The 25664-nt window shown below is 42.2% G+C and carries 25 protein-coding genes; 2 read left to right on the top strand and 23 right to left on the bottom strand.

What is annotated here, in order from left to right; translation table 11 throughout:
• Positions 1-59: 59 nt before the first annotated feature.
• Positions 60-650, top strand: coding sequence for an ATP-dependent Clp endopeptidase proteolytic subunit ClpP (gene clpP, locus MKY71_RS15055; protein ID WP_339173403.1), 591 nt, complete (start codon positions 60-62; stop codon positions 648-650).
• Between the two features lie 281 nt (positions 651-931).
• On the opposite strand, the gene MKY71_RS15060 is transcribed toward clpP, so the two are convergent.
• From MKY71_RS15060 to MKY71_RS15160, 21 genes are all read right to left on the bottom strand, one after another.
• The gene (locus tag MKY71_RS15060; protein ID WP_339173406.1) at positions 932-1189 is read right to left on the bottom strand and encodes an HPr family phosphocarrier protein; all 258 of its coding nucleotides are present in this window, start codon (positions 1187-1189) and stop codon (positions 932-934) included.
• Positions 1190-1338: 149 nt separating this feature from the next.
• Positions 1339-2280: a DNA-binding protein WhiA gene (whiA, locus tag MKY71_RS15065; RefSeq protein ID WP_339173409.1), complete on the bottom strand. Its 942-nt coding sequence runs from the start codon at positions 2278-2280 to the stop codon at positions 1339-1341.
• Positions 2281-2330: 50 nt separating this feature from the next.
• A complete protein-coding gene (locus MKY71_RS15070; protein WP_339173411.1) occupies positions 2331-3308 on the bottom strand; it encodes a gluconeogenesis factor YvcK family protein in 978 nt (325 codons plus the stop codon).
• 4 nt (positions 3309-3312) lie between these two features.
• Positions 3313-4194 carry an RNase adapter RapZ gene (rapZ, locus tag MKY71_RS15075; protein ID WP_339173413.1) on the bottom strand — a complete coding sequence of 294 codons (882 nt, stop codon included), beginning with the start codon at positions 4192-4194 and terminating at the stop codon, positions 3313-3315.
• Positions 4195-4208: 14 nt separating this feature from the next.
• A complete protein-coding gene (locus MKY71_RS15080) occupies positions 4209-4679 on the bottom strand; it encodes an 8-oxo-dGTP diphosphatase (protein ID WP_079524437.1) in 471 nt (156 codons plus the stop codon).
• 330 nt (positions 4680-5009) lie between these two features.
• Positions 5010-5954 (bottom strand): thioredoxin-disulfide reductase, encoded by a 945-nt coding sequence (trxB, locus tag MKY71_RS15085; protein WP_339173416.1) that lies wholly within the window; start codon positions 5952-5954, stop codon positions 5010-5012.
• Positions 5955-6030: 76 nt separating this feature from the next.
• Positions 6031-7557, bottom strand: coding sequence for a tetratricopeptide repeat protein (locus MKY71_RS15090; RefSeq protein WP_339196018.1), 1527 nt, complete (start codon positions 7555-7557; stop codon positions 6031-6033).
• Positions 7558-7742: 185 nt separating this feature from the next.
• The gene (gene hisIE / locus MKY71_RS15095) at positions 7743-8360 is read right to left on the bottom strand and encodes a bifunctional phosphoribosyl-AMP cyclohydrolase/phosphoribosyl-ATP diphosphatase HisIE (protein ID WP_339173420.1); all 618 of its coding nucleotides are present in this window, start codon (positions 8358-8360) and stop codon (positions 7743-7745) included.
• Complete coding sequence (gene hisF, locus MKY71_RS15100; protein ID WP_340733181.1) at positions 8357-9115, bottom strand: imidazole glycerol phosphate synthase subunit HisF; 759 nt, start codon at positions 9113-9115, stop codon at positions 8357-8359. The genes hisIE and hisF overlap by 4 nt, the downstream gene beginning before the upstream one ends.
• A complete protein-coding gene (gene hisH / locus MKY71_RS15105) occupies positions 9109-9729 on the bottom strand; it encodes an imidazole glycerol phosphate synthase subunit HisH (protein ID WP_339173424.1) in 621 nt (206 codons plus the stop codon). The genes hisF and hisH overlap by 7 nt, the downstream gene beginning before the upstream one ends.
• Positions 9726-10319, bottom strand: a complete 594-nt coding sequence (gene hisB, locus MKY71_RS15110) for an imidazoleglycerol-phosphate dehydratase HisB (RefSeq protein WP_339173426.1) — start codon at positions 10317-10319, stop codon at positions 9726-9728. The genes hisH and hisB overlap by 4 nt, the downstream gene beginning before the upstream one ends.
• Positions 10319-11599, bottom strand: a complete 1281-nt coding sequence (gene hisD, locus MKY71_RS15115; protein ID WP_340733182.1) for a histidinol dehydrogenase — start codon at positions 11597-11599, stop codon at positions 10319-10321. The genes hisB and hisD overlap by 1 nt, the downstream gene beginning before the upstream one ends.
• A gap of 14 nt (positions 11600-11613) precedes the next feature.
• The gene (gene hisG, locus MKY71_RS15120; protein ID WP_008406420.1) at positions 11614-12237 is read right to left on the bottom strand and encodes an ATP phosphoribosyltransferase; all 624 of its coding nucleotides are present in this window, start codon (positions 12235-12237) and stop codon (positions 11614-11616) included.
• 4 nt (positions 12238-12241) lie between these two features.
• Positions 12242-13402 carry an ATP phosphoribosyltransferase regulatory subunit gene (locus MKY71_RS15125; RefSeq protein ID WP_340733183.1) on the bottom strand — a complete coding sequence of 387 codons (1161 nt, stop codon included), beginning with the start codon at positions 13400-13402 and terminating at the stop codon, positions 12242-12244.
• 260 nt (positions 13403-13662) lie between these two features.
• On the bottom strand, positions 13663-14193 hold the full coding sequence (locus MKY71_RS15130) for an acyltransferase (RefSeq protein WP_339173435.1): 531 nt from the start codon (positions 14191-14193) through the stop codon (positions 13663-13665).
• A 2-nt stretch (positions 14194-14195) separates the two neighbouring features.
• A complete protein-coding gene (ppaX, locus tag MKY71_RS15135) occupies positions 14196-14837 on the bottom strand; it encodes a pyrophosphatase PpaX (protein WP_339173436.1) in 642 nt (213 codons plus the stop codon).
• 326 nt (positions 14838-15163) lie between these two features.
• A complete protein-coding gene (lgt, locus tag MKY71_RS15140; RefSeq protein WP_340733184.1) occupies positions 15164-16036 on the bottom strand; it encodes a prolipoprotein diacylglyceryl transferase in 873 nt (290 codons plus the stop codon).
• Positions 16037-16059: 23 nt separating this feature from the next.
• A complete protein-coding gene (gene hprK / locus MKY71_RS15145) occupies positions 16060-16998 on the bottom strand; it encodes an HPr(Ser) kinase/phosphatase (RefSeq protein ID WP_339173441.1) in 939 nt (312 codons plus the stop codon).
• A 172-nt stretch (positions 16999-17170) separates the two neighbouring features.
• The gene (gene cccB, locus MKY71_RS15150; RefSeq protein ID WP_339173443.1) at positions 17171-17485 is read right to left on the bottom strand and encodes a cytochrome c551; all 315 of its coding nucleotides are present in this window, start codon (positions 17483-17485) and stop codon (positions 17171-17173) included.
• Between the two features lie 51 nt (positions 17486-17536).
• Positions 17537-18391, bottom strand: a complete 855-nt coding sequence (locus MKY71_RS15155) for a YitT family protein (protein ID WP_340733185.1) — start codon at positions 18389-18391, stop codon at positions 17537-17539.
• 116 nt (positions 18392-18507) lie between these two features.
• Positions 18508-19746: an EAL and HDOD domain-containing protein gene (locus MKY71_RS15160; RefSeq protein ID WP_340733186.1), complete on the bottom strand. Its 1239-nt coding sequence runs from the start codon at positions 19744-19746 to the stop codon at positions 18508-18510.
• 119 nt (positions 19747-19865) lie between these two features.
• Here MKY71_RS15160 and MKY71_RS15165 point away from each other — a divergent pair, with 119 nt between their 5' ends.
• Positions 19866-20642 carry an enoyl-CoA hydratase-related protein gene (locus tag MKY71_RS15165; protein WP_340733187.1) on the top strand — a complete coding sequence of 259 codons (777 nt, stop codon included), beginning with the start codon at positions 19866-19868 and terminating at the stop codon, positions 20640-20642.
• A gap of 52 nt (positions 20643-20694) precedes the next feature.
• On the opposite strand, the gene MKY71_RS15170 is transcribed toward MKY71_RS15165, so the two are convergent.
• A complete protein-coding gene (locus MKY71_RS15170; RefSeq protein ID WP_340733188.1) occupies positions 20695-22668 on the bottom strand; it encodes a S9 family peptidase in 1974 nt (657 codons plus the stop codon).
• A 1413-nt stretch (positions 22669-24081) separates the two neighbouring features.
• On the bottom strand, positions 24082-25632 hold the full coding sequence (locus MKY71_RS15175) for a fatty acid--CoA ligase family protein (protein ID WP_339173451.1): 1551 nt from the start codon (positions 25630-25632) through the stop codon (positions 24082-24084).
• Positions 25633-25664: the final 32 nt, after the last annotated feature.

Here is a 25664-nt window from a genome sequence, read left to right on the forward strand (position 1 = left end):
ATTTGTCAATTTCAGCAATAGTAATCGAATATAAGCTTTAACAAAGGGAGGATTTTTCAATGAACTTAATTCCTACAGTTATTGAACAAACAAACCGCGGCGAACGTGCATATGACATCTATTCACGTTTACTTAAAGACCGCATCATTTTATTAGGTAGTGGGATTGACGATAATGTTGCAAACTCTATCGTAGCACAGCTATTATTTTTAGAAGCTGAAGATCCAGATAAAGATATCTACCTGTACATCAACTCACCAGGTGGCTCGATCACTTCTGGTATGGCGATCTACGATACGATGAACTTCATCAAACCTGATGTTTCAACAATCTGTATCGGTATGGCTGCTTCAATGGGTGCATTCCTGCTTTCTGCTGGTGCAAAAGGCAAGCGTGTTGCATTACCAAACGCTGAAGTAATGATTCACCAACCACTTGGCGGAGCACAAGGTCAAGCAACAGAAATCGAAATCGCTGCGAAACGTATTTTACACTTACGTGAAAAATTAAACCGCATCATGGCTGAAAACAGTGGCCAAGATTACGAAACGTTAGCACGCGACACAGATCGTGACAACTTCATGTCTGCAGAGCAAGCATTAGAGTACGGTCTAATCGATAAAATTTATGAGCGTAACCAATTAAAATAATCGATTCATTCAAGCATACAAGATTCGTCTTGTATGCTTTTTTGTGTTCAAAAAAATAAGCACAGCCGTTCATGTACTGAACAGCTGTGCTTTTGTCTTGCAAATAAAATTCATTATCGCATTTTATTTATTGCTTTAATAAATAGGATTGTCCACGTCCAGAGTAAAACGCCAACTCCTTGCACCATTTCGGTCCCTCATGCAAAAGTGGTGGAACGTTTACTTTTGCATCGGGCCCTCCAATGGTTAGAAGAGTTGAACGGGCGCTTTATCCTTTTGCTTTAATCCGCTTTTTCAATTAGAAGTTGTAGTGCGTCGATTGCTTTTTCTTCGTCATGGCCGTCTGCCCATAATGTAACAACTGTGCCTTTAGCAACAGCCAGGCTCATAATGCCCATGATCGACTTTGCATTTACTTTTTTCGTATCCTTTTGTAAAAAGACGTCTGCTTTATAACGATTCGCCTCTTGAACGAACAAAGCGGCCTGTCTTGCTTGTAAGCCCGATTTTAACTTTACTTCTACTTGTTTTTCAATCATGTTGAAATTCTCCCTTTCACAACCGTTCATCGCTTTAAGTTTATCTTAACGAAATTGTCCGAAAAGAACAACAATTGGAAACATCTTTTATGAAATCGTTACCAATTTTTTCTTTTACGCTTTGATGTACTTGCTCCGTTTTTGTGAGTTTAAATACTTTCTCCACGACGGAGCGCATCCGCGATTTCATCGATTTTGCGCAGACGATGATTGACGCCTGATTTACTGACAACGCCAGTTGAAACCATTTCACCGAGCTCTTTTAACGTCACGTCCTGATATTCCACACGAAGGCGTGCAATTTCACGCAGTTTTTCCGGCAGCTGATCAAGACCTACCGCATTATCAATATAGCGGATATTTTCCACTTGCCTCAACGCCGCGCCTATTGTTTTGTTTAAGTTGGCTGTTTCACAGTTTACGATACGGTTTACACTGTTACGCATATCTCTAATGATCCGCACATCCTCAAACTTTAGCATTGCCTGTACAGCACCGACTAAATTCATAAAATCCGAAATTTTTTCGGCTTCTTTTAAATACGTGACAAAACCTTTTTTACGTTCGATTGTCTTCGCATTTAAGTCGTACCGGTTCATCAGCTCAGCCAACGCTTCCCCGTGCTCCTTATATAAAGAATAAATCTCCAAATGGTAGGAAGAGGTTTCCGGATTGTTCACCGAGCCTCCTGCCAAAAAGGCACCACGTAAATAAGCACGGCGTTCATTCTCTTTCGGTATGATAGATTTCGCGATCGTATGATTAAACTCAAATGAATTTGAGACAATTTCTAAATCCGCAAGAATTTCACGTGCGCCTTCCCGAACACGGCATATATACACATTATTCTTTTTAAGACGCATCTTTTTCCGCACAAGCAACTCGACATTATATGGATAAAGCTTCTTTACAATTGTATAAAGCCGACGTGCGATTGCCGCATTTTCTGTTTGTACGTCCAAGCTTATTTGGCGATTCGCAAAACTTAACGAACCGTTCATCCGTATCAGGGCAGATACTTCTGCCTTTAAACTGCTATCACCCGCTTCTACCTGCGTCAGTTCTTTCTTTGTTTCAGATGCAAATGACATGGATTCGCTCCCCCTTTCCCAGCAACCTATGTAGTGTTTCTTTCATACTACTATTCTTGCGTTGTTTGTTTTTTCTGTAATGTATATTCACAAAGCCATTCCGCTAGATTTACCGCATCATGACGTACTGTTCCATTTTCAATAAGGGCGATCTCTTTTGGAATAATAGTGATGCCCATTTCTTGCAATCTTTCTATATCAAACTTTACAGGTTCGGCATTTTCTTCACGGTAATTTTCGTAAATCGAAGGAGGCAGCTCCTTTTCATTGATTAGTACCGATTGGATAAACGCTTCGCCAACATGTTCATGGATTGCTTCAATATGTTTTGACGCAGTAAAGTTTCTCGTTTCACCTTGCTGTGTCATTAAATTCGCAATGTAAATCTTTTCACCCTTTGCACGAACAACTGCCTGCCCGATTCCTTTCACTAATAGATTCGGAATGATGCTCGTATAAAGGCTGCCAGGTCCAATCAAAATAAAATCTGCCCGTTCAATCGCATGAACTGCAGCAGGTAAAGGTTTGAGATTACTCGGCTCCAAGTATACCCGTTTAATCGGTGCCTGGCCTGAAGGAATTTTCGACTCGCCTATCACATCTGACCCATCCGCCAATTCGGCATGTAACGTAACCTTTTTATTCGCTGCTGGAATGACCTTTCCGTGCACGTTCAGTACTTTGCTCATTTCAGCAATCGCATGGTTAAAATCACCTGTAATTTCCGTCAAAGCCGTCAACATTAAGTTCCCGAGCGAATGACCGCCTAAATCGTTTGATTGGGAAAAGCGGTATTGAAACATTTGCTCGACTAACGGCTCTACGTCAGAAAGTGCGGCAATTACATTTCGCACATCTCCTGGCGGCGGGATATCATAGTCATCCCGCAAACGGCCAGAAGAGCCACCGTCATCAGCAACCGTAACGATAGCCGTTATATCAAAAGGATGCTGCTTCAAACCGCGTAAAATTGTAGAAAGGCCTGTCCCCCCGCCAATTACGACGATTCTTGTTCTCTTTTTTTTCATTTCATTAATCCTTCCTATGATTAATATCTCTATGTGTAACGATGACTTGATCATTTTTTGCCAATAGCTTCCCGAAGTATTCAGCAAGTGTAACGGAGCGATGTTGACCGCCCGTACAGCCGAAAGCGATGACAAGCTGTGATTTGCCTTCATTACGGTAATGGGGAATCATGAAAGTGAACAGGTCAGTCAGTTTGGCAATTAACTGTTGTGTTTCTTCCGTTGCCAATACGTAAGAGGAAACTTCTGTTTGTAGCCCTGTTTTATGTCTTAGCTCTTCAACATAGTAAGGATTTTTTAAAAAACGAACATCGAATACTAAATCAGCATCAATCGGCAGCCCATGCTTAAATCCAAATGACATAATGTTTAGTGAAAACGTAGGACTGCTCATATTGCTGAACTCCTGGGCGATACGTTCACGTAATTCACGTGGCTTTAACTTGGAAGTATTGACGATTGATTTGGCGCGCCCTTTTACTTCAGAGAGCAATTCGCGCTCCAGCTGAATCCCTTCCAGCGGTAATCCCTGAGGTGCAAGCGGATGTGATCGGCGTGATTCTTTATAGCGGCGAACTAATGTGGCATCATCGGATTCCAAAAATAAAATACGGAGTAAAATATCTTCTTCATCCAGTAGTGCGTCGAGCGATTCGATCAATGAGCCAAAAAATTCTCTCCCACGTAAATCCATCACAACTGCCATACGTGAAATCTTTTTTTCGGAACCCTTCATTAGCGTTAAAAAAGTAGTTAAAAGCTCCGGAGGTAAATTATCTACACAGTAATAACCTAAATCCTCAAAACTTTGAACGGCTACCGTTTTGCCCGCCCCTGACATTCCTGTAATAATTACTAACTCATGTGTATAGCTCGAACTTGCCACTTATTTCATCTCCTCTAGTTTTGTTCCGTCGAGTTTTGGATTTTTTCGCTAATCAGCTCAAAATCCTCTGTATATTCAAATGTACCATATTGCGTACCTTTATTTAACGCTGCAAATAATAAATTCGTACGGTCACCTGCTGCCATCGGAAGATCCTTTAAACGATCAATTTCATACCAGTTTAAAATGCCTTCCCGTGTTTCGACAAATGGTGTTCCTTCAACATCTGTTGCAATAAATGTGTACAGCATCCACTCATCGACGACCGTATCACCATTTTTGATAACCATTGTGTATACGCCTTTTAAATGAACGTCTTTTGGTGTTAAATTCGTCTCTTCCTGAAATTCGCGTATAGCCGAGTCATAGATGGACTCTCCTGGCTCCATTTTTCCACCTGGTGCCACAAACCAGCCTCTTCTCGGCTTTTGCAGCAATAATACTTGACCATCTTTAATAGCGAGTAAATTTGTAATACGTTGCATACACAACACCTCAACTTTTTCATTTAATGGATAAGTGAATATATAATATTTCACGAATTCCACATAAGTAAAGACACAATTTCGCTATACGTGAAGCGAATTGTGTTTTTCTAAAGCTTATTTCTATTATACCTTGTCCTATGCATTCAGTAAAAGCAAGCGTTTCATTTATAATGCCAGCATTTATGCAGGAAAGCCATAAAAAAAGAGGTTGCTTCAGCGTAAACCGCTTGAAACAACCTTAGGATAAAAATATAAGGGGGTTAAAACAAATTCCACTTTTAGTATACCCTTATTTTGTAACGATATGATTACATTTATGTTAAAGAATTATTGATTTATTTTTTCTTTGATTTCTTCTACGTAATGTTGAGCAGATTGAGCTGCAATACTGCCGTCACCTGTAGCTGTTACAATTTGACGCAGCATTTTTTCACGAACATCACCCGCAGCATAAATACCAGGAATTGCAGTTTCCATTTTTTCATTTGTTACAATATAGCCTGCTTCATTTAAAATATTCAGTGAAGCAAATGGTGCTGTTAATGGAAGCATGCCGACATATACGAATACGCCATCTGTTTCCATTTCTGACTCTGTACCGTCAACTGTTGAAGCTAACGTCACTTTGCCTACTTTACCGTCAACTTCATGAATTTCTTTCACAGTTGAATTCCAGATGAAGTCTACTTTTTCGTTGGCAAATGCACGATCTTGTAAAATCTTTTGTGCACGAAGCTTATCGCGACGGTGTACGATTGTTACTTTATCCGCAAAGCGTGTTAAGTAAACACCTTCTTCAACAGCAGAGTCGCCTCCACCGATTACGATCAGGTTTTTTTGTTTGAAGAATGCGCCATCACATACAGCACAGTAACTTACACCGCGGCCGCCAAGCTCTGTTTCGCCAGGAATGCCCAGTTTTTTGTACTCTGCACCTGTTGTAATGATAATCGTGCGTGTTTTATATTGTTTTTTACCTGAAACGATAATTTTGTATTCATCACCATCGATGATTTCATTTACATCACCGTAAGCATATTCAGCACCGAATTTTTTTGCGTGCTCAAACATTTTCGTCGATAGCTCAGGCCCTAAAATAGTATCGAAACCAGGGTAGTTTTCCACTGCTTCTGTATTTGCCATTTGTCCGCCGGGAATCCCACGTTCAATCATTAATGTTGATAAGTTAGCGCGTGATGCATATACCGCAGCAGTCATACCTGCTGGACCTGCTCCGATAATGACTACATCATAAATTTTTTCTTCTGACATGAAGATCCTCCTCTTACGTATACCTTTTATATAGTTTTATCGTATAAGATTGCTTGGGTAAATACAAATTTACTGCCTATTCAAAGTCCGATGGTACAAATTCATATAACTCATCATTGTACTTCGATAATGTGGCAGTCGAAATATTATATTTGCCCGCAACTGCTTTTTTCGTCACTTTGTTTTCCAATGCCGTATGGAAAGAATATTCAACAGCAGCAGCAAGCGCCGCGCGATTTTTGAATGCATAGCCTTGTTCGAATGCAATTTCCCCAAGCGCAAACCATGTACTTAACACTTGCGCCACTTCCAATGAAATCGAATCATTCGTTTCTGTGATCAGTTCGGCAACTTCCATAAAGCGCAGGAATTGCTGTTCTTCCTTGCTGCCTTTGCTGAAATCATAGTCCAGTGCATATGCCAGGCAAAGCTTTTCAATCGCTGTGAAATTCGAGACATTTAAAAGTGAAGGATGTGCCACAATTTCTTGTTTATGGGCAGACCGCTTCAATAAAAACATGCCGAATAACCGGCTGGACTGATGCTCATCTGTTAGCTGACGAATGATGAAATCCCGGTGATTTTCCGCTGAATTGCGTAAAATCGAACCTTCACCATTTGCCCACGGTTCCATTCCTTCTTTTGAAGGATCCAGCTGAATAAGCGTTTTCCATGCTTCATTTGCAGTGGCTTCGTGTCCTGAGAAGTAGGCAGACTGGGCAAGCCAGAAATAAAAGCCAGGCTCTCCATCATACCCCTTTTTACTCATTGAACGCAGCCATTTGTAGGCCTCTTCATATTGCCCGATTAACGCAAATGTCGCACCGAGCTTGTAACGGTTTTCCCAATCGAACGGTTGGATTTTCTTTAGTAATCCGACCATTTCGTTCAGCTCTTCACTGCTCTTTTCGTAATAAGCAAACACGGCCAAGTTGCAAAGTGCATGAAGATTGCCTTTGTTTTCACGCAGCACTCGATATAAAAGTGCACGTGCCTGTTCCGCTTCTCCGACATAAAAATAAGCCAACGCCAGATTATTATACGCATTCCAAAGGTCTGGATACTCTTCAATAAGTTGCTCCAGCATTTCGATTGCCGTTTTAAAATCTCCCTGCTCCATATAGCGGCGGGCCTTTTCCTGTGCCACATGCTTCGCCCCATCAAATTCATCCATGTCATCCATTTCTTCGCCCACATAGTCGACAAACTCCAATATTTCGGAGGCATCTTCCGTATAGGCGCCATTCGGTTCCATTTCTAAATATTGTGCTGCGTATTTTTGGGCATCCGCAATATGACCGATACAGCCCGACACTTCCGCCAGCATGAAAATGATTTCGGATTCATTCGGCTCTAAACTATAGGCTGTGTGAATCAACTCATATGCATGCTCAAAATTTTGCAGTTCCATTTCCAGAATTCCGTACTGCAGTAACACGTGCGCGTCATCCGGACTTAAATCCGCCGCGCGTTTAATATATTTATATGCTTTATCCATTTCGTCTCGTTCAATTGCCTTCAAAGCTTTCTTATAATAATAATCACCATTCGGAACAAACGACACGACATTAGTAGCTTTTGATTTTAAACGTTTATTTTCCAATAAAATTCCTCCGAGTCATTCCGTTCAATACATTCTATATCATCAAATACGCAGGTCATTTGTTTGTAAACAAAGAAATAAGGAACGCACAGGTGTGGTCCCTTAATCAATTCTTACTATTATAGCATATCCGGCACATATGTACTAAAAACACGTCTGACAAAGCGGTGTTAATTTTCGGATAGTTATTGTTTCTTTCCTTCATGACGTTTTTGCAGTACATCGAGTACTTCATAAACATTAACCTTTTGCTCTTGAAGAAGGACTAATAAGTGATAAAGAAGATCGGCTGATTCCCATTTCACTTCTTCTGCGTCGCGGTTTTTCGCACCGATAACAACTTCTGTCGCCTCTTCGCCGACTTTTTTACAGATTTTATCGATCCCTTTATCGAATAAATACGTTGTGTACGCCCCTTCAGGCATATCGATTTCACGTTGTTTAATCACTTCGACAAGCTGCGGAAGAATGGCAACAGACCCTGGACGTTCATTTTCTACCAAGCTTTCAGTAAAGCATGAAGTTGTTCCGTTATGACAAGCCGGACCAGCTGGGATGACTTCGATGACAAGTGCATCCTTGTCACAGTCTGTTTTGATTGAAACTACTTTTTGCGTGTTGCCGCTCGTTGCCCCTTTATGCCAAAGCTCCTGGCGAGAACGTGAATAAAACCAAGTTTCATTCGTCTCAATCGTTTTTTGCAGTGATTCTTCGTTCATATAAGCTACTGTTAATACTTCTTTTGACTGTGCATCTTGTACTACGGCTGTAATTAAGCCTTGTTCATCAAATTTTACGTTCATCGTACTCGAACCCCTTTTTCTTTTAAGTAGCTTTTCACTTCTGCTACGCTCGTTTCTTTATAGTGGAAAATACTCGCTGCGAGTGCCGCATCTGTATCAACATCCTGCAGTACTTCACGGAAATGTTCGGCATTGCCTGCCCCGCCGCTCGCGATGACAGGAACCGTTATCGCATCACGTACCGCTTTTGTTAATGCCAGGTCAAAGCCAGATTTCTCGCCGTCTTGATTCATCGATGTAAGGAGGATTTCTCCGGCCCCTAATCGTACCGCTTCTTTCGCCCATTCGACTGCTGTCCATGCTGTTTTATTGCGGCCGCCATGTGTGTAGACCATCCATGTTCCGTCTTCTTCACTGTACCTCGCATCAATTGCACATACAATACATTGTGCCCCGAAGTAATCCGCGCCTTCTTTAATAAGCTGCGGGCGTTCCAGTGCTGAAGTGTTGACCGATACTTTATCGGCACCTGCACGTAAAATACGCTTCATATCCTCAATCGTTCGGATGCCGCCGCCTACTGTAAACGGAATCGCCAATGATGCTGCTGTTTGACGGACAACATCGACCATCGTTTCCCGGCCTTCATGCGAAGCGGAAATATCAAGAAATACAAGCTCATCGGCGCCTTGCTCATCATAAAACTTAGCTAACTCTACAGGATCGCCTGCATCACGCAATTCTACAAACTGTACCCCTTTTACAACACGTCCTTCTTTTACATCAAGACATGGAATAATTCGTTTTGTTAACATACGCCCTCTTTCACTCCCTGTGTCCAAGCCGTCAATAAATACACACCGAACGGCCCCGACTTTTCTGGATGGAACTGCATACCTGTAAAATTATCTTTTGCCACGATGCCCGGTACTTGAACCTGTTCATAGTCAGCTGAGGCGATCAGCTCCATGTCATCGATGCCGCTCGCATAGTACGAGTGAACAAAGTAGACATGACGTTCCTGCGGCAAGTCTTCATTATTTAACCATGCTGGTGTTTGGTTTAACTTCAGCTCGTTCCAGCCCATATGCGGAATACGTGTAACATTCGTAAAGCGCTGAATACGTCCTTTGAAAATGCCAAGACCTTTCGTTTGCGCCACTTCATCGCTTTCTTCAAACATTAGCTGCATGCCAAGGCAAATGCCAAGCAACGGCTTTTTCGTTGTTTGGATGAAATTGATGAGCCCTGTTTCTTCCAAGCGCTTCATCGCATCCGGAAATGCGCCTACACCCGGCAGCACATAAGCATCTGCTGCTTCCAACTGTTCAATCTCGCTTGAAACAATGACTTGTACATCCAATCGTTTTAGTGCCTGTTCGACACTAAACAGATTGCCCATTCCATAATCAATTACACCTATCTTCACGTTAACAGCCCCTTTGTTGATGGCACACCTTTTACACGTGGATCGATTTCTACCGCTGCATCCAATGCACGTGCCGTTGCTTTAAAAATCGCTTCAATAATATGGTGTGTATTATGGCCGTAAGGAACGATGACATGCAGGTTAATGCGTGCTTCCAGTGCAAACTTCCATAAAAACTCATGAACAAGCTCTGTATCAAAGTTGCCTACCTTTGCATTAAGCTCCGGTGTAACGCGGTATTCCAAATGCGGACGGTTTGAGCAGTCAACGACAACTTGTGCTAACGCATCGTCCATCGGTACAAATGCCGTGCCGTAACGTTTGATTCCTTTTTTATCGCCCAACGCTTCACGGAATGCTTGTCCTAACACAATTCCGATATCTTCTGTCGTATGGTGATCATCAATCCAAGTATCCCCGTCCGCCAGTATTTTACCGTCAAACAGTCCGTGCTTAATAAAGAGATCGAGCATATGGTCCATAAAGCCAACACCTGTTTTAATGTCGGCTTGACCTGTACCGTCTAAATTGAGCTCTACTTTAATTTTTGTTTCATTTGTATCGCGATCGATTTTTGCAAAACGTGTCATTATTCTTCTCCTTTATCCCAGCCGCGCGATTCTACCGCTCTTGCATGTCCTTCCAACCCTTCAAGTCGAGCAAGGCGTGCAATCTTCGGCGCATTTTGTTGCCAAGTTTTCTCGCTGTAATAAACAACGCTTGTGCGCTTAATAAAATCATCGACATTTAAGCCACTAGCAAAACGCGCTGTTGAGTTCGTCGGTAATACGTGGTTCGTGCCCGCAAAGTAATCCCCTACCGGCTCCGAGCTATAGCGGCCGATAAAAATTGCACCGGCATGTGTAATCATTTCCGAAACCTTTTCGGCATCTTCCGTAATCACTTCCAGGTGTTCAGGTGCCAATGAATTCACAGCACGTACCGCATCTTTCATAGATTCCGCTACATATATATGACCGAAATTTTCAATCGATTTTCGTGCAATCGACTGTCTCGGCAGTTTTGATAATTGAATCTCGACCTGATCTGCAACCGCATCCGCCAAGTCATCGCTAGTTGTGATCAGAACCGCACATGCTAAAGTGTCATGCTCTGCCTGTGAAAGCAGGTCAGCAGCAATTTCATCGGCATAAGCACTTTCATCTGCTAAAATACAAATTTCAGATGGACCGGCAATCATATCAATTGCCACTTCACCAAATACTTCACGCTTCGCTAATGCGACGAATATATTGCCCGGACCTGTAATTTTATCAACCGGGGCAATCGTTTCCGTACCGTATGCTAATGCAGCAATCGCCTGTGCACCGCCTACTTTGTAAATTTCCGTCACACCTAAAATATGTGCTGCAACGAGTACCGCTTCCGGCAATTTCCCGTCATTTCCTGCTGGTGATGTAATGACGATGCGTTTTACTCCCGCAACTTGCGCCGGGATGACATTCATCAATACAGAAGAAGGATAGGCTGCCGATCCACCAGGTACATACAATCCAACTGCATCAAGCGGTGTAATTCGTTGCCCTAAATACGACCCGTCTTCTAATGGCAACTTGAATCCCGTACGTTTTTGTTCCTTATGATAGCGGTAAATATTATCTGCTGCTTCCTGTAAATCACCGTATAATTGCGAATCAAAATTTTTAACCGCTTCAACGATTTCACTTTCGGCTACGCGTAAGTTTTCCGGTGCAAAACCGTCCCACTTTTCACTGTAATATTTAATCGCCTCATCACCTTTAGTACGTACATCCTGAATGACTTCACGTACTGTATGCAGCTGTTGTTCATTGCCTTGCTCGAGTTGGCGTTTTAAAGAAATATCGTTATCCAAAATTGTTATTTTCATCTCGTTGGCCCCTCTTATTTCACACATTTTTTCAAGCGTGTCACTAAATCTTGAATGCGGTCACTCTTCATGCGATAGCTTACAGGATTCGCAATTAAACGCGATGAAACTTCGGCAATATGCTCATATTCCACTAAGCCGTTTTCCTTCAATGTACGACCCGTTGAAACGATATCGACAATGCGATCAGCCAGGCCAATCATCGGTGCCAGCTCAATCGATCCGTTCAGCTCAATAATCTCTACCTGCTCGCCGATTCCTTTGTAATACTTCATCGCAATATTCGGATACTTCGTCGCAATACGCGGCGCTATTTCATTAATCGTTGTATTCGGCAAACCTGCTGAAGCGATATAGCATTCACTGATTTTCAAATCCAGCAGCTCATGGACTGTTCGGCGCTGCTCAAGTAATACATCTTTACCCGCAATTCCGATATCTGCAACCCCATGCTCGACATAAACCGGTACGTCCATCGGTTTCGCCAAAATGAAGCTGATGTTTTCCTCCGGTATTTCGATCATAAGTTTACGCGACATTTCCACTTCTTCAGGAAGGTTAAAGCCAGCCTCCAGCAACATTTCATAAGCTTCTTCAAAAATACGGCCTTTTGGCATCGCAATTGTTAGCTGTGTCATTTGATTATGCCTCCCTGCTATTGTATTCATTAACGATTTTAAAGTGAGCTTTTAATGCGTCGATATTTTCGATGCCTTCATAGGATTGGAAAGTTACTTGCTTTCCTTGTTCACGCAGTTGCTGAACTGCCTGTAATGCCTCTGAAAAACGCTCAGCTGTGAACAATACAAGCACTTCATCTTTGTCGACGTTGATTTTCGGCATTGCTTCAAATACACGGTCAACACGTAAACCAAAACCTGTTGCACCGGCCTGCGAACCAAAATGCTGCATCAAGCCGTCATAACGTCCGCCATTTCCTAACGGGAACCCGCTGCCTGAAGCAAACACTTCAAATAACATCCCTGTGTAATAACTCATATGGCTTGATAAGGTGAAATCAAATGCGATGTATTCCTCATAACCGGCGGCATCCAATATTCTTGCCAAGTTTCGCATATATTCAAGCGCATCATTTTTGCGCACATATTTTTCGATTGCTTCAATTGAAGGCAAGCTGATTGCATCCGCAATATAGGCTAACAGTGCATCGGATTTTGTTTTCGGCAAATCAAATGCCAGTACCGCTTCTTCAAATCCGACAAAATTTCGTTGTACAAGGAGATCATTTAAATCATCTGCCTGTGCATCACTTTCAGTATAGTCCTTCAAAATGCAGCTCAATACGCCTGCATGTCCGATCGTTACTTTGAAATCTGTAATTTGATAAGCCTTCACTAAATCGATTGCCGTCATGATCACTTCTGCATCGGCATATACGGAATTGTCACCAATCAGTTCAATTCCCATTTGATCGAATTCAGCGGGGCGCCCACCTTCACGCTGCTGTGCACGGAACACATTGGCAAAATACGCTAGGCGTTGCGGAATTTTCTCTTTCAGTAGTTTTGATGTTGCAACACGGGCAATCGGTGTTGTCATATCAGGTCGCAGTACAAGGGTATTCCCTTGGCTATCAACCAATTTAAAAAGTCGGGCATCGGAAATTGCAGATGCTTTCCCGACCGTATCGTAATATTCAACAGATGGTGTTTTTATAAATTCATAGCCGCGCTCACGTAGCATTGCTCGTCCTGTCGAGCGGATTAATTCGAGCTTTTCATAAATTTCCGGTAATGTATCACGCATTCCAAGTGGCTTCTCAAACATTTTAATCGATGACATTTTCACACATCCTAATTTTTATACTTGGTTAAATTCTGTATACTACACTTTAGTATACTAGAGTGTTAAATCACTAGTGTATGAAAGTATTTTACTGCTACTTTTTACCGTAGTCAATGAATTCACACAAATATTTAGTTGATTTAATTTTCTGATATATTTTCATATTATACATCAACTTTTGCCAAATTCAGTTATGTGACGGAAAAGACATGAAAAAATACCCATCACCGCGTTAATTGGAGATGGGTATGCTACATTTAATTTTGCCAAACCGGCGTATCATTCTTTTTTCGTTCCGCCATTTGTTCCGCCGTGAAAATAATGCGCATCGGGTTGCCGCCTGCCATTGCGCCGGCCGGTACGTCTTTATGCACCAGTGTCGCCGCAGAAACGATTGCCCCGTCACCTATCTTCACACCCGGTAAAATCGTCGAGTTTGCGCCAACCATAACATTGCTGCCAATTTCGACATCACCAAGACGGTATTCTTCAATTAAATACTCATGCGCTAAAATTGTCGTATTAAAGCCGATGATTGAATTATCTCCGACTGAAATACGCTCCGGAAACATGGAATCCGGCATGACCATCAATGCCAGAGATGCCTGTTTGCCGATTTTCATTTTTAAAAATGAGCGGTACAGCCAGTTTTTCCAGGCCATTACCGGGGTAACCCGTCCGATTTGGATAACGATAAAGCATTTCATCACTTTCCAAAAAGAAACCGTATTATAAACTTTCCATAATGAATTCGCACCTTGAACTTTGTAGCGTTCTGTTCTGCGCATGCCTACTCCCCTTTCACAATATCCAATAAATCACGCATATGATGAAGCATATAAGTCGGTTCATACGACATTAAATAGTCGACTCCTTTAGCAGACCACGCAACACCCGCTGTTCGGACCCCTGCATTTTTCCCGCCTTCAATATCATGCGAATTGTCGCCAATCATGATCGCTTCTTCTTTACGGACACCCAGCTTTTCGAGTGCTAATAGAACCGGTTCCGGATGGGGCTTCACATGTTCCACATCATCAAAACCGACAATGACATCGAAAAATTGTTCCGCACAAAGTACTTTTAAACCGCGGGCAAGGCTTTCTCTTGCTTTTGTTGAAACGATCGCCAGTTTGATGCCTAAATTGTGGAGCTCTTCCAATGTTTCGACTACTGCATCATAGCTTGTTACTAAACGGTCATGGTTCAGTGCGTTCCACTCTTTGTATTTCCCGATCATTACTTCGGTTTCGCCCGGTGTTAATTCGTCAAACGTCTGTTTTAATGACGGACCGATGAATCTCAGACAGTCTTCTGTCGAATATTGCCCGGGAAATTTTTCGTCAAAAATATACATGAACGTCTGGATGATTAAATCATTTGTATTTAATAATGTGCCGTCAAAATCAAACAGCAATGCCTTTGTTTTCATACCGAAGAATGCTCCCTTTTAAAAAACCGCTCGCACTAATGCAAACGGTGTTAACTATTTATTTCCCTACATAATAGGAGGTTGATTTCCATTCCGAGGAGTACGCTTTCCGCGGGCGTGAGGCCAACAGGATGTTGGTCACAAAAGCGTTGCCACAGGACGTGGCGTTCTTAGCTTTTGTTCCTAGTCTCAGGCTTCACGCTATTCCCGCAGGAAACGCAGTTTGTAGCGAAAGGCGTTTGCCGTCAGCTACACTCGACTCCCCTCCATTCCAATCAACCAACTTTTTTATTTATTTCGTTTACTTACTTAACATCTTACTAAAATTATTTCTTCTTACTCTTCTTATTTTTACTATTATTTTTAGTCGCAACAGGTTTTTCGTCATCTAAATAGTGGATAACCGGTTTTACTTTCATGCGGCGATAAACGATGGCAATGATGCCGACTGTAATACCGATGATTGAAACGACTTGGGCTGAGCGTAAATCGCCTACTAAGTATAAGCTATCTGTACGCAAGCCTTCGATGAAGAAACGTCCGATTGAATACCAGATTAAATAGAAGAAAAACATTTCCCCGCGTCGCCAGTTTAACTTGCGGGCAAACAGCAAGATGACTAAGCCGACTACGTTCCATAATGATTCATACAGGAATGTCGGGTGTACATAGTTTCCGTATTCACGAATATACATTTGTTCGATCAGCCAGTTCGGTAAAAACAGACCTTCCAAAAACTCACGTGTAACAGGGCCGCCATAAGCTTCCTGGTTTACGAAGTTGCCCCATCGTCCAATAATTTGACCAACGAGAATACTCGGTGCTGCAATATCGGCCAGTTTTAAGAAGCTCACTTTGCGCTTTTTCGTAAATATGTATGCTGTAATAAACGCCCCGATTAAAGCACCGTGAATTGCAATACCGCCATTCCAAATTTGAATGATACTGCCCGGATGCTGGCTATAGTAGTCCCACTTCATCACAACGTAATACACACGGGCTGATAAAATTGAAATCGGTATTGCCCAAATGAGCAGGTCGGCGAAAAATTCCGGATCTAACCCACGGCGAACCGACTCTTTCTGTGCCAGAAAGTAGGCAACGACAATTCCGAAGCCGATAATGACTCCGTACCAGTTCACCGGTATTGGTCCTAAATGGAATGCCACCGGGTTAATTGCTAATAAATTTGTAACCATAAACTTCTCCCTTCAACTACCTCTTAATAATCGTCTATTTCATCATTCGGAACAAGCATATCGTCCAGACGACGTGAAAATTCCTCCGCAGCATTGACACCCATCTTCTTCAGTCGGTAGTTCATCGCAGCTACTTCAATAATTACCGATACGTTTCGTCCTGGCTGTACTGGAATTGTCAGCTTTGTCACTTCTGAATCAATAATTTTCATTTTTTCCTCATCTAGTCCTAGACGATCATAAAACTTTTCCGGATCCCATGTTTCAAGCTCTATTATTAATGTAATACGCTTGTAGGGACGTATTGCGCTCGCACCGAACAGTGTCATAATATCGATGATGCCAATACCGCGAATTTCCAGCAGGTGCTCCAATAATGGCGGCGGGAAGCCAACAAGCATGTTTTCGCCTTCCTGACGAATTTCCACACTATCATCTGCCACTAACCGATGTCCTTTTTTTACAAGCTCAAGTGCCGTCTCACTTTTTCCGACACCACTTTTTCCGATAATCAGAACACCAATACCATATACATCGACAAGAACCCCATGAATGGCCGTTGTCGGAGCAAGCTTACTCTCCAAAAAGTTTGTCAGTCTGCTCGAAAATCTCGTTGTCGTAAGCTTCGTAACAAGTACCGGGACATGATTTTCATTCGATGCATCGATCAGTTCCTGAGGCACGTCCAAACCGCGCGAAATAATAATTGCCGGTGTTTCATCCGAACAAAGCTGCTTCATCCGGCTTCTTTTTTCCTCTACAGGCAACATTTCAAAAAACGAGAGCTCTGTTTTACCTAACAGCTGAACACGGTCAGCTGGATAATGTGTAAAATAACCCGCCATTTCCAAACCTGGACGGGATATATCACTCGTCGTTATGTATCGTCCAACCCCGGCTTCTCCACTGACTAGCTCCAAATTAAACTTTTCCATAACATCTTTCGCAATTACTTGAATCATAAATTTGGTACGCTCCTATCTTCTAGCATCTCCACTGTATTTTATCATGTCTAACCCGATTCCAATATATAACGTGCTTAGTTTTTTAAATTATCAATCATATCACGGGATCATTCGCTCAAAAGGGAAAAAAAGATGAAGCGAATAAAGCTCCATCTTTTTTATGTATAACTTACTTTAATGTTGATAAATACTCTGCAGCTGCTTCCGCTTTTTCGCCTTTTACAATACCAGGAGGCATACGGTCTTTACCATTTAAAATAATATCCAAAATCTCTTCTTCCGAATATTTTGCCCCTAATTGATTCAACGCTGGCGCATTCCCGCCTTGTAATTGGCCGCCATGGCATGTTGCACATGATTGCTGAACAACACTTTTCCCGTCGATTTCAGCTGTTTCGCCGCCGTTTGATGCCGAATCATCTCCACCGCACGCAGCAAGGAAAATGGCTGATCCAAAAACTAATGTAAGTAAACTCTTTTTCATTCTGAACCCCTCCAACAATGAACTTCTATTCCACTACCGATTATAACAAACTTATACTTTTTTGAAACCTTCGCCCAGTACTTCATAGGCATCGGAAACAATGACAAACGCTTGAGGATCAACGGTTTTCAGCACTTGTTTCAACCTTGTGAACTCTGTTTGATATACAACGACCATGAGTACAGGACGTTCCTCACCCGTATAACCGCCAAATGCCGGAAGCCTCGTAATCCCACGATTGATCTCTTTATAAATCGCATCACGTACATCCGTTTCCTTCTGCGTAATAATGTAAACCATTTTCGATTGGCTGAAACCTAACTGCACAATGTCAATTGTCTTTGTCGTAACAAATAAGCCAATTAACGCAAACAGCCCTTTTTCAAGATCAAACACAATGGCTGCACTAACCGCGATCAGACCATCGATGACCAGCACGCTTGTCCCTAATGTTAAGCCTGTATATTTCGTAATAATTTGAGCAAGCAAATCCGTACCGCCCGTTGAAGCATTCCCTTTAAATACAAGACCTATTCCTAAACCAACTACAATACCGCCAAAGAGAGCCCCCAATAACGGGTTCAGCGTCCAAGGATCCCAGCTCTCCGTTAAGATAACGAAGAAAGGAAGAGCAACCGTACCAATAAAGGACTTTATCCCGAATTTTTTCCCCAGCACAAGCACACCTGCTATAAATAAGGGAATATTAAACGCGTACTGAACAATCCCGGCATTCCACCCGAACATTCCATGGAGAATTGTACTAATCCCGCTTACTCCGCCGGATGCGACCTGGTTTGGAAATAAAAACACATTAAAGCCGAGCGCAATAACCGCTGCGCCGACAATGACAAATACATATTCCATTACACTGTTTTTCACAGAACTCTGTGCGCTATAAGTCATACAAATCCTCGCTTCTTTTGTAAATTCCATTGAATTATAACAAATCCTACATTAAATGAGAACTTCATCTAACTAAAGGAAAAGCGCCCCATAATAGGACGCCTTCTCTCCAGCTTTTATTCGATTATTAATGCCTCATCAACCCAAACTTTCACTTCTTCATACATCGGCAAAAGCCCTTCAACCGGTATATTTAGTTGGCGGGCTAGAGGGATGACTTTATCCCAGTCCAATTTACTTAAAGCTGTAGCAAACTGTAAATACGGCGTCATCTCCGTCTGTTCACCGGAGATTGTTTCCAAAATCGTTTCCGATAGCGGCAATTGTGTCACGATGGCATTCATCGGCCGCTTTAAAAGGGAATCAATCAACGAAAACAGACCGACTAAAAAATACTCAGAAAAGTTCTTTTTGTAATTCAGACGGGCGACTTTTTCAGATGCCTTTGCTCTGAACAACGATGCATACATTAATTCCTGAAATACATCGCTATTTCGATTTACATCGGATTCACGCATCGCCAGTAAATAAATCCACCGCCGCAATTCCGTTAACCCTAATAATAAAATAGCCTGCTTAATCGAGCGGACTTTCGTTCTCGGACGCCTTGACGACCCATTGATTAATTTGAGCAACCGGTAGGATAACGAAATCTCCCGCTCGATATTGTCCGCCAATACATCAATATTAGCCTCATCATCCCGCAGCAACGAGATGATCTGGAAATATTGAAACAGGTTCGCCGGTATGTCTCTGGCCGTAAGTATTTGCGGTTTTTCAAAGAAATAGCCCTGGAATAAAAAATAACCGGATTCTTTCGCGATTTCGTACTGCTCACGTGTTTCTACCTTTTCTGCTAATAGTTTAATATGAGGAAATTTCGATTTAATCTTATTTTCGATTGTTTTTCTCTCATTCTCATCTGTAAGTAAAAAATCGATTTTTATATAATCAACATACTGAAAAAGATCATCATAAATTAAAACTTCTTCATTAATAACAAAATCATCAAGCGCAATTTTATTTCCCGCATGTTTTAATTGTTTAAGCCGTTCGATCAATGCCACTGTAATCGGAATATCTTCCAATATTTCAATGACAATTTGTCCATGCTCAATAAAATCAACGGATTCTTGCATAATCAGGTTTTCCGTAAAATTAATGAAGGATGGCTTTCCATTGGCTACTTCTCTAATGCCGATCGAAAGAAATGAATTGATTAACAGCTCAACAGTTGCTGTATCGGCATCAATATTTGGAAACTGGTTGGTGTAATTATTTCGATACAACAACTCATACGCTACGATTTCTTCATGTTTGTTAAATATAGGTTGTCGCCCAACAAAAACTTCCATTTAGTAATTTCCCCAATACTTATATATTTTCTCTCTATTTATTATGGAATTTGCTGTTATTTTACAATCTTCCAATGTACTATAAAATTAGATTAACAAAAATCAAGGAGGCAGTAAATGTGAATACTGTAAAATACGAGCAAAAAGACTTCATTGCATATGTAACACTTGATCGCCCCGATATGTTAAACGCTTTTAATTTTGAAATGCTGGAACAACTAAGAAATGTAATGGAATCCATCCAAATCCACCCTGATATTCGCCTTGTCATTATAACAGGTTCTGGTGATAAAGCCTTTTCAGTTGGTGCAGACTTAAAAGAACGAAAAACATTGCCGGATACACTAGTGAAACGCAACTTAAACCGGTTCGGAGAAGTATTCACGCTCATTGAGCAATTGCCGCAACCGACGATTTGTGTATTAAACGGCTATGCCTTTGGTGGCGGGCTTGAGCTTGCACTTGCCTGCGATTTCCGTATTGCGGCTGAAACGGTTTCACTCGGCTTAACAGAAACGGGCTTAGGCATCATTCCTGGTGCTGGCGGAACACAGCGACTGCCGCGTTTAATCGGAGAAGCAAAAGCATTGGAGCTTATTTTGACAGCAAAACGGATGACTGCCCATGAAGCATTGGACTATGGTGTTGTGACGAAAGTGGCACCGGTGGAAAGCTTACACGAAGTGACGGCCGAGTTTGCCGCACTTATTTTACGCAATGCACCGATTGCGATCCAGCAAGCTAAATTTGCTGTTAAACAAGGAATGAAAACAGATATTCAAACAGGTCTTCAAATTGAACGAAAAGCCTATGAACTGACAATCCCTACTGAAGACCGCATTGAGGCACTGAATGCCTTTGCGGAAAAAAGAACCCCTCAGTTTAAAGGTAGATAAATATAAATAAAGGAAAACAGGGCCCCTCTAGTAGGAAGCCCTGTTTTATCTTTTACAAGTATTTCTCAAACCAACCTGTAATTTGCTCAAGTCGTTCTAAACGTAAGTTCGGGATACCTGTACGTGACAAGTTGTGGTCACATTCAGGGAAACGGACGAAGCCGACTTCTTTGCCCATATTCTTAAGCGTAATATAAAGTTGCTCTGCCTGCTCGATCGGGCAACGGAAATCACGTTCACTGTGCAAAATCAGCAATGGTGTTTCAACATTAGCCGCATATTTCAGCGGTGAGTGGTGCCAAAGTTTTTCTACATCATTCATATCAGCGAGCATTTGCCATTCCGAGAAATAATAGCCGATGTCCGATACACCGTAGAAGCTGATCCAGTTTGAAATCGAACGTTGGGTAACAGCTGCTTTAAAGCGGTTCGTATGACCAACAACCCAGTTCGTCATAAAGCCGCCATAGCTTCCGCCCGTAATTCCTAAGCGTGACTCATCGATCCATGCATAGTTTTCCAGTGCATAATCAACACCAGCCATAATATCTTCATAATCCCCATCACCATAATTGCCGCGCACACCATCAACAAACTCCTGGCTATAGCCATGACTGCCTCGTGGGTTCACATAAAGCACCCCATAGCCTTTCGCCGCCAATAGCTGCATCTCATGGAAAAACGTATTTGCATATAAAGTATGTGGTCCACCGTGCACTTCGACAATTAACGGATACTTTTCACCTTCTGTATACTGTGCCGGCTTCATAATCCAGCCATGTACAGTCAAACCGTCTTTTGATGTGTACGAAATCGCTTCCGGTTCAGACAGCGTCGTCTCTTGTAAAAACTTTTCGTTAAACGTCGTTAACTGCTTACGATCCCCTGTAGTAATATCAAAGTCAAACAGCTCTCCAGGGAAAGTTCCATTGGATACCGTCATTAGTGCACGGTTGCCGTTTTTAAAGATTGCATAGCCGTATACATGCTCATTTTCCGGTGAAGCAGGATAAAGTGCGCCTTCCAACGTTGCATAATATAAGCGGATATCCCCTTCAGTCGATACTTGGAAGTACAAATCATTGTTTTCCGTCCACACTACAGATGGAGCCGATACACCTTGCTGAATGTCAGCAACCGCATAATCGCCAACCGGTAAGTCCAGCATTTCCGTCAGCTTTATGGTTGTTTTCGTTTCCGTATCATAAATATAAACATGGCCATGTGTAGCATTTCTGAATGAATGATCCGAACCGCCAAATGCAATATAACGGTCATCCAATGAAAACTCAGCTCCACCAAAGTAACCATCTTCATCTATTAGAACTGTTTCTTCTTTCGTGTCTACATCCACTAGGTAAAGCGGTGTACGGAAAACTTGATCCGTATTTTCTTCACGGTTCACACCGATCACCAATGTTTTTCCATCATGTGAAATGCCCTGTAAGCTATGTGAATAATCGCCTTCTGTAAAAGTACTTACTTCTTTCGCAGCTAAATCAACAGAAGCAATTTGTGTATAGCGGTTCTGTTTTAATAAACCGATACTGTCTGCTTTGTATTTCATTTTATCCACGACATAGGCTTTCGGGAATTTCGAATCTTCCTTTTCTTCCTCTTTCGTAATATCCAGCCCTTTTTTTACTGTGCTTGTAATCCAAACTTTCTGACCACAAGGGCTCCATAAAAATGAATTGACGCCATTTGGTAGTGTCGTAATTTCCTGTGCTTCCCCACCACGGCTGTTTAATATGTATAATTGCTGTTTTTCATTGCGCTTCACTAAAAATGCAACTTGTTTACCGTTCGGTGACCACTGCGGATTCGTCACACGTTCATTGCCGTAAGTCCATTGCGTTGTTTCCCCTGATTCCAGATCAATATGGAACAAATGGGCATTGTAATTATTTTCTTCTTTATTGATCTCTGTTCGAATAAATACCGCCTCTTGCTCATTTGGCGCAAGTATCGGATTAGTAATAGATTGAATTTCGAACAAACTTTCTTTTGTAATTAACTTTGTCATTAAAACACCTCTTCATTTATTTCGATTTCCGTAATAACAATGTACCATCTTTTATTTGAAATTTCAAAATATAATTCTATAAAAATATGTAGAATAAAAGTTTAACCCCTCTCCTCATAGAGCTTCTTATATAGTTCCGGGTTTTTTTTTGGCGTGTGCCGCATAGCAGCAGTAAAGGCACGCCGTAAACGTCGCACCTTTACTGCTGCTATTATTGCGGCTTGGAACACCCGCCAAATCAAAAGTGTCCGGCTCTAAATCGTAACGCCCTTTAGTCGGCGCTTACAGTGGTAGGCAATGCAAATAGTGCATGCCTCATGATGCACTATTTGCATTTGCGCCGAGGATGTCTGCAACTTGTTGCAGACACCGCAGAAGCACATTTCCGGTTCTACGCACAAAGTTAATCTTTCTTTATAAAAAATGATAGCCCTTGTTACAAAAAATATTTCTCCTTTCTAAAAAAGGTGATACTTTATGAGAAAGTAGGCGCCTTGCGAAGGCACAGCGCCTCCCCATATAAGCAACGATGGAAACACCGGCACTTTATGATTGGCGGGCCTTTCACAAAGCACGAAGAAAAGTCGCAAAGACATGTGCAACATGGCTTGGTGACTTTTGTGCTTGCCCGCCAATAAACACCGGAACCTTATAAGAACCCTAATAAGAAGGCTGAACCCTATAAGTACGCAAGGCGCCTTGCGTAAGCACAGCGCCTCCCAATATAAACAACGATGTAAACAACGGCACTTTATGATTGGCGGGCCTTTCACAAAGCACGAAGAAAAGTCGCAAAGACATGTGCAACATGGCTTGGTGACTTTTGTGCTTGCCCGCCAATAAACACCCGAACCTTATAAGAACCCTAATAAGAAGGCTGATCCCTATGAGTAGTAAGGCGCCTTGCGAAGGCACAGCGCCTCCCAATATAAACAACGATGTAAACAACGGCACTTTATGATTGGCGGGCGTTACACAAAGCACGAAGAAAAGTCGCAAAGACATGTGCAACATGGCTTGGTGACTTTTGTGCTTGCCCGCCAATAAACACCCGAACCTTATAAGTACCCTAATAAGAAGGCTGATTCCTATAAGTACGCAAGGCGCCTTGCGAAGGCACAGCGCCTCCCAATTTAAGCAACGATGTAAACACCGGCACTTTATGATTGGCGGGCCTTTCACAAAGCACGAAGAAAAGTCGCAAAGACATGTGCAACATGGCTTGGTGACTTTTGTGCTTGCCCGCCAATAAACACCGGAACCTTATGAGAACCCTAATAAGAAGGCTGAACCCTATGAGTAAGCAAGGCGCCTTGCGAAAGCACATCGCCTCCCAATATAAGCAACGATAGAAACACCGGCACCTTATTACCATTTTAAAAAACACCCGCCAAGATGGCAGGTGTTGAAATGTTATGTTCTTGCGATTTCTTTTAAAGAACGGCGCAGAATTTTGCCTGTTGTGTTTTTTGGCAGCTCGTCCAAAATTTCAATAACAGTCGGCACTTTGTATTTCACAATACGGTCTGCACAGAACTCGCGAATCGCTTCAATTGTTAACGTCGGATCCTTTAACACAACGTAAGCATGTACCGACTCACCAAAATCCGGATCCGGGAAGCCTACAACTGCCGCTTCCACAATACCTTCATGTGAGAACAATACTTCTTCCACTTCACGCGGATACACATTGTAACCGCCTACAATAATCATATCCTTTTTGCGGTCAACGATGTAGAAGTAGTCTTCCTCGTCTTTTCGTGCCAAGTCACCTGTATATAACCAACCATCGCGAATAGCTACTGCTGTTTCTTCCGGCATATTGTAGTAGCCTTTCATGACATTCGGTCCGCGTACGATCAGCTCGCCAACTTCACCAACGCCCACTTCATCGCCATTTTCATCGACTACTTTATTTTCAACATTGCTGATCGACTGTCCGATTGAGCCTGGTTTACGCTCACGGTCTGTCGGGTTGAAACATGTAACCGGTGAAGCTTCCGATAAGCCATATCCTTCAGAAATTCGTACATTGAACTTTTGCTCAAAGTTATGCAGCAATGATACAGGTAATGACGCACCACCTGAAATCGCTAAACGAATTGTCGAGAATGCAGCAACATCCGCTTTGTCATACTGATAAAGGAAATTGTACATTGTCGGAACACCCGCAAATACCGTCGCCTTATAAGTCGAAATCAACTCGAAAATCTCTCCCGGACTAAAGCGCGGGGCCAATAAGATTGTTGCTCCGCGTGTTAACGGTGAATTGACAACGACCGTTAATGCAAAGACGTGGAAAACCGGCAATGTTGCCACGATACGGTCTTCTGAAGTCATTTTTAAGTAATCGCCAATATCTCTGGCATTCGAGAATAAATTATTATGTGTCAGCATGGCACCTTTCGGATGACCTGTCGTACCGGAAGTATATAGAATAATCGCCGTATCATCCGGCGCGATTTCTACAGGATCCGTAGTACGTGCTGTTGTAGCCAATACTTGTGAAAACAGCTTCGTCTTTTCTTTTGCTCCATCTGAAAGCGCGGCATACTTTTCGCCGATGTCTTCTGTCGTTTCGCAAATGATATATTGTTCTACTTGTGGGAATCTATGCACCCCTGCTTCCACAAGCGGTAATAATAAATCAAGTGCGATGACAACTTTTACATCACCATTTTGGATAATGTATGAAATTTCATCTGCTGTATAGATTGGATTAATCGGAATTGCCACAGCACCAATACGCATTGATGCATATAAACTGATGATGAAGTGCGGTGTATTCCCTAATAAAAATGCGATATGGTCGCCTTTTTTTACACCTAAATCTTCCAAAGCAGCTGCAAAACGTGCAACCGATTGCTCCAATTCACCGTAAGATGTGCCTTTACCTAAAAAGTAGTACGCTGTTTTTTCTGGTTGTTCGAAAGCTTGTTGTCTTACCTTTTCAACTAAATTCAATACACCCATCCCCCTATGCGTAAAATGAAAAA

The organism is Solibacillus sp. FSL W7-1324 (assembly GCF_038008025.1).
Taxonomy (GTDB): Bacteria; Bacillota; Bacilli; order Bacillales_A; family Planococcaceae; genus Solibacillus.